Raw genomic sequence first — 7,690 nt, 5'->3', positions numbered from 1 at the left:
TGGAAGTGACGTTCCTCCAAGGTATTCACCACTTTTTCAATGGTAAAGACAATGTGATCTTGTGGTAAAATGCAAGCAAGTTCTAGTGGTAAAGTCGTTTGATTTGTGTTATAGTGAATGTGCATGGGATAGCCTCTCTAAATGGTTTATTGGGCAATTCTATTTTAGCAAGACTATTGCAACCATGCAAAAAGCAACGGCAAATCCGTTGCTTTTTTTGTAGCAAAGGGACTATTGTCCCAGACTCTCTCTTATACGTTGCTCTATTTAGATGGCATAAAATTTTTTAGAATGGTTGCGAAGGTTTCAAGGTTGAGACTTTGGACATAAACTTCTCCATAACCTGAGAAAGTATTAACAATGCCCTCGCCCGTTCCCATGGACTGCAAGAAACCATGCTCAAGGTGAACGTTATAATCAAGTTCCTTATTCCATGCCACTACATGGGCGTTATCAATTGTTACTTTTTCGCCATTTAGTTCGAGCTTCTTAATGGAACCAAAGGCATTCGCAAGAAGCGTACCTTCGCCTTCTGTTGTCATAACAAAGAAACCACCTTGACCTCCAAATATTGCCTTACCAACTGACTGACGTTCCATCTTATAATTAGCAGAACCATCTAAGGCGAGGAAGGCACCGTCATTGAGGCGATATTGCTTTCTGCCTAGCTCAAGTGCAATGACTTGACCAGGCATTGATGGCGCTAAAGCCAACCTACCATCGTCAGCATTTGAGACTGCCTGCGTGATAAACATGGATTCACCTGATACCATAGAACGCCCTATAGCACCCACCAATTTCCCGAGCCCTCCACCCCGTGCATTTAGCTTGGTATTTAGGGTTACACTTGGAGTGTGGTAAACCATACTCCCTTGTTGAATAAAGGCTGTCTCTCCTGCTTCAAGAGCAATCTCAACCAGCGGGAACTGCATGCTTTCATCCATCGAATACTTCATTCTATTGTCCATATCTTTTCTCCTTTTTGATACTATTGCTCACAAGCAGATTAAGAGGAGTGTTTTCTTCCAAACTTTACTCCAACTAGTCCAAGAAAGCTGACAAGACCGATACCTAGGATACTTAGGATTGATGATGAACTTTCACCTGTTGCTGGTAGGACTGATTCTTTAACTGGATGAGCTGCTAGGGGCTTTGGTTTTTTCATATCTTTTTGTTCATTATCGCTGGCAGGTAAATCTAATGGTTCATGCACTGGATGAGCAGTCTTAGAGTTTGTTACAATTTCAGTATAGTGTTCATATTTGACAACAGTTTTCTCAAGGAGAGGACCTTCATAGACTTTATTGACAATCCATTGAGAGACACTCGTAGACAAAGTGTCGGCAAAATCACTATTGATATCCAAGAAGAGACCTCCAGTGCCTGCTACAAGCGAATTAAAGACACCTTGCAAATTGGACAGACTAATCACAGTAGTGCTAATCTTAGCAGCATTAAGAGCCTGGATTGTAGCTTCTTCAGTCGGTGTTGTGGAATCAAAATCATAATCTTCGTCTGTCACTAAGATGGCAAAACGTTTATTCCCCTTTTCCCAGCTATAAAAACCTGCATCAGTAATCTTGGTCAGAGGAACCGTAGGACTTTCTATACCGCCCTTAAGGACAATGGCTTCCAAGGCTGCGATAAAGGCTGTAGTGTCTGTTGTAAACTTAGAGCCGTTAAAGTCTGCATAGTTTACAGTTGCAGAGTCACTATAGTCAACCAAACCAAGTCTGACCTGAATATTTTTTTTAGCCAACTCCTTAACAAAATTAGTGATATTGTTTTTAACCCCTCCAATGCCTGTCTCCATAGAGACCGTATGGTCAATAACAAAGACAATATCAGCTCCGACAGTTTCCACTACGTCAGAACCCGCTCCCTTAACTACTTCGACAGTTTTAGTCGAAATGCAACGAACAAATTTTTGATAAGTGTTTTGCTCATCCTCGCCTGATTCAGTATAATCTAGGACTTTCACTTGAGGTTCTTGCTTGCCAATCTGAGCATCTGGAGCTGCGATACGGGTAGTGACAAGAGTAGCACTATCCGTTTGAACTTGCTTACTACCTGTTGCTGTCGGTGTGGTCACATCAGTATCAAGTGCAGGACTATTTTCATAATCTATAGAAATAACATCCCCAGGCTGAGCAGATTCAATAGGAACCGTAGGTAAGCTCAGTTCTTGTTCTATTTCTTTATTGGCGATACCAACTGGATTCGTATCAACTACCTGATAGTTAGCACCCTCTGGGATAGCAGGTGCACCTTCTGGGGCAACAGGGGCTTCCTTTGCAACTGATGTCACTGGAACAGCCAAAGCCGTTTCAGTGGATGGTGATGATGTTGCTTCAGTACCAGCAACCACTTGTTCAGAGCTTGCTGGTACTGCTGTACTTTCTGTTACTGGAGTGGAAGCAGGTATTGCTAAGTTGGCCTTAGCAGCGTTTGGAGGTAGACTTTCTGATGCTTGTGGCGAAACAGGGGCAACTACCGATGCTGCTGGCTGTGTAGCTTGCGTCGAAGATGGTGATGTCACTGGACCTTGATTTGAACTTATTTCAGTCACTGTCGGTACTGCTGGTACTGGATCATCTGCTGCAACTGGTCCTGCAAAGCTAAAGCAAAGCGCAATGGCAACGGATACTGCACCATATTTTGCCTTACGCAAACTGTAGCGTCTTTGACTATTAAATTGACTTGTCATAATACGACCTCCTTTTTTTATAAAAATTATTGATTAACTTATATCCAATGTTTTACTTGACTTTTTTACAGATAAACGTATCCGATGTATAGGTATCTGCATCAACCACATCTACGGTCAAAGTATTATCATCTGTTAATTCCCCTAGAATGTAGTAAGAGTCTGTCTGTAAAATACTAATCTTCTTATCACTGACACTCGTCGGCAATTCTCCTAAATCTTGACCAAAATACTTAATCTTTGTTGTCCCTTGTAAGGTGTACTCTAAGCTAAAAGCGTCTTTTAGCTCAGCATCAGCAAGTGCCGCATCCCCTCGTTTGGAACCTTGACTAGCTTCCCATTTTCCATAGATTTTCTTAGCTGATTCTGAAAAACAAGCTAATATTGTCTCTTCCTCAGCACCCTTTTTTACCAGAGAATACTTATCACCTACACCAACTAAATCGTATAAAGTAATCACCTTACCATCAAAACTACCAGTCCTTTTATCACCGTCGGATGGAGTTAAAGTCAATGTTTCACCAGTCAAATCCCACTTGATATCATCTAAAGTATCCTCTTTATTAACACCATCAGAAACTGACACAGTCTTATCTTCTTTAAATTCAAAGACGAAATTGTCGCCTAAAACATAACCTGAGCTATACTGTGTCTGGTCCTTGCTAGCAACCACAACTTCCCACTCTCCTAGCAGTGCTTTTTCAGGTTTGACCTCAACCTTTGACGTCCCCGTTTGCTTATCCTCCTTTTTGGAAGGTGTATTAGACTTGCTCTGACTACAAGCAATCAAGCTCAAACTAAGAACGATAACCAGACCAGCTGATAATATTTGGCGTAACTTCATTTTTAAACCTCCTTCTTTACTTCGAATCTTCTGTTACTGGAGGTTGTTCTAACTCTTTAAATTTACCATCCTTAACTTCAACGTAACCATCATCTTTATAGGCTTTAATTGTTTTTGATAGACTAACACCATCAGTCCCTGTTAAGGACGTTTGGGACTCCAGTTGAGTGAACTTTTCAAAATCGATTTTGTTATAATCAAATTTTACCGTTAAAGTTACCATCTTACCGTTATATTCAGTGGAATAGTCAATGCCTTCCATACCACCAAATTCTTTCTTAAATAATTCAGCTAAAGTTTTTTCAAACACCTCCTGATCTTCTATACCCGAACTAGTAAAGTCACGTGTGGTAACCTCTTCCGCATAAATAACATGATCATCTCCAGACTTATGTCTAAAAATAATACGATTATCCACTGTATCTTCAATTTTTTGAAGATATACTGTCTCAATCTCAGAAGAAGTCTTCCCAGCATCATTATCACTCTTGCATTGTGTCATCAAACTAAAGATGCCAAAAGCTACCGTAAGCAGGGCGCCAATAATACGAAAAATCGGACTCCGTCTTCTTTGTTTTCTCATGATAATCCCTCCTTTAAGAATAATGATTATATTACCTTTTTAATTTAGTTTATCACACACGTAAGTATAAATATCAGATTTATACTTATCGTCAATGACATCAACCATTATCTTTTTATCGTCAATTAAAGAAATAGAAATTGTATAGCCCTCCACATCAATGAGCCCACTGTCCTTGGATATATTGTAGGTCACACCTACATATTTCTGACCTTTATAGATAACATCTGCACTTAAATCATCATAGAAAGATATTTTCAAATCATGACTTATTCCCGCTTCATGTGAAGCCCGCGTCCTATAAGTCTTAGACTCCCATTTTCCTAATAATTTAATCAGACTCTTGGCCATATAGGGTTTAATATAGCTCGAAGCAGTTCCTTCTCTAGCAAAAACCAATGACAACTTTGTACCGTAGACAAAATCATCAAAAAGTAAAACATTATCCGCAACCTTTGCCTCCAGAGCGTTATCTTTTTGACTAATCTTAATCCTCCCCTCCTCAAGTTCCCAAGTAACGTCTCTTTCTTGCTTGTTCATTTTGAGTATTCCTTGATGATCAGCTTTTAATTTTAAGCTAATGCCCTCACCAAACGAATCTTTTATCTTAACTGGTATATCCTCTCCACCATAATAAACTAGTAACCACGTTCCTACAAAGTCAGTATCTTTTGATTGAACTGTTACCAATTTTATCGTTTTTTCTTCACTTTGACTTATCTGCTTTGTTGATCCATATTTAGTTGCTAGACTTGTTCGACAAGCAATAAACAGTGAAGATGCTGCTAATAAAAATAAGAATAAGAAAATAGGTACTATTCGACTTTTCATTTTTATCCCTCTTCACTTCTAAGTATACTCTCTTCTAATCAAAATACTAGATATGTCATAAAAATATCAATGACAAAACAATGACAAGCTATTAACATTCATTTATTTTGAATTTACAATTTACAAATAAATCTCTGCTATGATATAATATTAAGAACATAGTGTTCTGATTCTATAAAAAATTACTTTATCGACAACTTTTGATATTTAGGAGATTTATAATTATGAAAGAGGACAATATATTTGTTAGTAAGGTCAACTTTTTGCTAACGGTTCTAGGGGCTAGCAATTCAGATATTGCTCACATGATTGGGGTTGACCCTTCAAATATTAGTCGTTTGAAAACAGGAAAAAGACTTCCTGCAAAAAACAGTTCTAGTATTAGTCATTTTATTGAGGGAGTTTATCTTTTCGCTTTACAACATCAGAAACTCTCCATCCTGGAAAGAATTTTTGATAATCAAAATTCTCTAGATGAGAAGTCACTCAAAACAGCTCTACAAAACTGGCTCTTTAACGATGACAACGTACCTAACTTATTTCCAAAACAGACAGAAAATAATCTACGATTTTTTGGTGAAAAATTAGATGCGGTGATGAATTTACTTGGCCTCTCTAATCGTCAAATGGCTAAAATCTTAAACACTGACCCCTCCTACATTAGTCATTTTAGAACAGGTACTCGAACACCTAAACTCACAAATCAGCTTATTCAGGATATTTGTTTACTACTTGCAGAGCAGCTTATCCAACAAAATAAATTAATCGATTTTCAAAAGCTTCTGCTAAGCAAGGAAATCCTACCTGCACAACCAGACAAACTTAGGGAGACTCTATTTGTCTGGTTTGGCAACATCACACCTCTCACCGCTCAATCTCCGATTATAGATTTTGTTAATTATCTGGATAGCTTTGAAATAGAGAATTCCGAAAATATTCCAGATATTGATCCAAGCGCTTTTAAAGAGTTTTATCAGCAGCAAAGTCAATATTATAAGTATGAAGGATTCCGTCAAGCTACCCTTCGTTTTCTGATAGATGCCGCAGAAAACAAAGGGGAATTATGGCTCTACTCAGACCAAGCCATGACTTGGATGTTTGAAGATAAAATATATCTAAGCAGATGGAAGGCATTGATGTGCCACTGCATAAAATCTGGTGTACAGATTAAAATCATTCATAATATTAATCGTGACAGCAGAGAAATGATTAAATCGATCGAAAGCTGGCTGCCCCTTTATATGTCAGGGATGATTCAACCCTACTATTGTAAAAAGAAACCAGATAACCGATTCTCAAATACTCTCTTTCTCTGCCCAGGTATTGCCTGCATTGAAGCAACCCATGTCCGAAACTTTGAAAATGAAGGAGTTTACAACTATCATACACAAGCAGAGCGATTGGAGTTACTAAAAAAAGAATTTCTAGGTCTTTTATATGATTGTGAACCCCTCTTGCAAATCTTCACTGAAAATGACAAGGAAAACTTCCTGTTCGCTTTCAACCATAAACCTCAAAAAACAATCAACAACCTTTTGCCAACTCTTTCTCTTGCAACCATGCCAGAAAAACTGATGCAAGATATAGCCAAAACCTCAGCCCTATCTTCTGCAGAGAAGCTCCATTTTAAAACACTCTGGAAGCTGCAAAAGGATCAACTCCGCTATGCTTTGGAAAATGGCCATGTCTTTGAATTCCTCCCTCTCCAAAATCCCATCACAGACAACATTCCTATTGATTGTCAAAATATTATTCTGTCTCAGGAAATTAATTATTCACCAAAGCAATATAATTTGCACCTGAAGCAGATTTTAAAAATTTCTCAGGAGCACTATAACTTCTTTCCTGTTCCTCTGAATCAAAAAATCTTCGAACATGTTCAACTAATCATTGGCTCACAGCAGGTCATGGTTATGAAAAGAAATAACCCCCGCATTGTCTTTCTCTTCACACATCCTTTGATGTTGAAAGCGTTTAATGATTATATTGAGCAATTAAAGAATAAGCACGATTACTATAAAGAGGAAACGAACCTTCTCCTTAAAAAATATTTAGACTGTTCTTTAGCTGACTAGATCATTTTTATAGTCAATAACACTCTGAATAACAGACTTCGAATACTTAATCAATTCAAAGGTGATCTTGGCATCAACAATAGCAGCCAATGCTCTTTTATTGTTGATGCTTTTCGTTTTGCTTCAACACTTTTGTTAAGGCTGAGGATAGAAAAAAGGTAATTCAAACTTTTAATACTCCTTACTTCAAATATTAAAAGTTTGAAAAGAGTTCTATTTGCCACACATTTAAATTTTTTAAAAACCTACTATCGTAGCCTTTCAAAGGATCTTTTGTAAATAAAACAGCAGCAAAGATAAATTATGTCGAATCTTTCTTTGTTGCTTATCCTAGTAAGTTTTATGCACTTATTCAAACATATGAATTCACTAATCAAATAGACATGCAGGGGTACTTTTGTTAGTGTAGGGAGACCTACCTTGTCATCTTACCTTTCTCAATACCTATCCTACATCTGATAGATCTTTCCGACCTCATTAAACAGGCAGCTATGGTAGGGGAACACAGCCACATTCTTGTCGCATTTTCGTATTGCTTCTTTGAACAGGTGGATCTCGCGCTTGGCCTGCTCGATATTCAGGCTAGCCGTCGGATCATCGGCTAGAATAATGTCTGGGTTCTTGTAGAGGGCCTGGACATTAGTCACCCG

At 38.1% G+C, this 7,690-nt stretch carries 6 protein-coding genes; 1 reads left to right on the top strand and 5 read right to left on the bottom strand.

Translation table 11 applies throughout. The features are described from left to right. Positions 1–263: 263 nt before the first annotated feature. From FZ952_RS07605 to FZ952_RS07580, 5 genes are read right to left on the bottom strand one after another with little or no spacing between them, the layout of a single operon-like run. Positions 264–968, bottom strand: a complete 705-nt coding sequence (locus FZ952_RS07605; RefSeq protein WP_148881210.1) for a TIGR00266 family protein — start codon at positions 966–968, stop codon at positions 264–266. A 38-nt stretch (positions 969–1,006) separates the two neighbouring features. Next, positions 1,007–2,707 (bottom strand): VWA domain-containing protein, encoded by a 1,701-nt coding sequence (locus FZ952_RS11600; protein WP_187423891.1) that lies wholly within the window; start codon positions 2,705–2,707, stop codon positions 1,007–1,009. 52 nt (positions 2,708–2,759) lie between these two features. Next, positions 2,760–3,551: a hypothetical protein gene (locus FZ952_RS07590; protein WP_148881209.1), complete on the bottom strand. Its 792-nt coding sequence runs from the start codon at positions 3,549–3,551 to the stop codon at positions 2,760–2,762. A 16-nt stretch (positions 3,552–3,567) separates the two neighbouring features. After that, positions 3,568–4,134, bottom strand: coding sequence for a DUF1307 domain-containing protein (locus FZ952_RS07585; RefSeq protein ID WP_148881208.1), 567 nt, complete (start codon positions 4,132–4,134; stop codon positions 3,568–3,570). Between the two features lie 39 nt (positions 4,135–4,173). Beyond that, positions 4,174–4,965, bottom strand: coding sequence for a hypothetical protein (locus tag FZ952_RS07580; RefSeq protein WP_148881207.1), 792 nt, complete (start codon positions 4,963–4,965; stop codon positions 4,174–4,176). 224 nt (positions 4,966–5,189) lie between these two features. On the opposite strand from FZ952_RS07580, the gene FZ952_RS07575 reads away from it, so the two are divergent. Further along, complete coding sequence (locus FZ952_RS07575) at positions 5,190–7,040, top strand: helix-turn-helix domain-containing protein (RefSeq protein ID WP_148881206.1); 1,851 nt, start codon at positions 5,190–5,192, stop codon at positions 7,038–7,040. Positions 7,041–7,690: the final 650 nt, after the last annotated feature.

This window comes from Streptococcus sp. Marseille-P7376 (assembly GCF_902460385.1).
Taxonomy (GTDB): domain Bacteria; phylum Bacillota; class Bacilli; order Lactobacillales; family Streptococcaceae; genus Streptococcus; species Streptococcus sinensis.
This window is presented reverse-complemented; position numbering and strand designations above follow the sequence as displayed.

What these genes read in the sequence shown, in the direction of transcription:
- FZ952_RS07585 (WP_148881208.1), bottom strand. Translation starts at nt 4,134, where the DNA reads ATGAGAAAACAAAGAAGACGGAGTCCGATTTTTCGTATTATTGGCGCC.
- FZ952_RS07590 (WP_148881209.1), bottom strand. Translation starts at nt 3,551, where the DNA reads ATGAAGTTACGCCAAATATTATCAGCTGGTCTGGTTATCGTTCTTAGT.
- FZ952_RS07575 (WP_148881206.1), top strand. Translation starts at nt 5,190, where the DNA reads ATGAAAGAGGACAATATATTTGTTAGTAAGGTCAACTTTTTGCTAACG.
- FZ952_RS07605 (WP_148881210.1), bottom strand. Translation starts at nt 968, where the DNA reads ATGGACAATAGAATGAAGTATTCGATGGATGAAAGCATGCAGTTCCCG.
- FZ952_RS07580 (WP_148881207.1), bottom strand. Translation starts at nt 4,965, where the DNA reads ATGAAAAGTCGAATAGTACCTATTTTCTTATTCTTATTTTTATTAGCA.
- FZ952_RS11600 (WP_187423891.1), bottom strand. Translation starts at nt 2,707, where the DNA reads ATGACAAGTCAATTTAATAGTCAAAGACGCTACAGTTTGCGTAAGGCA.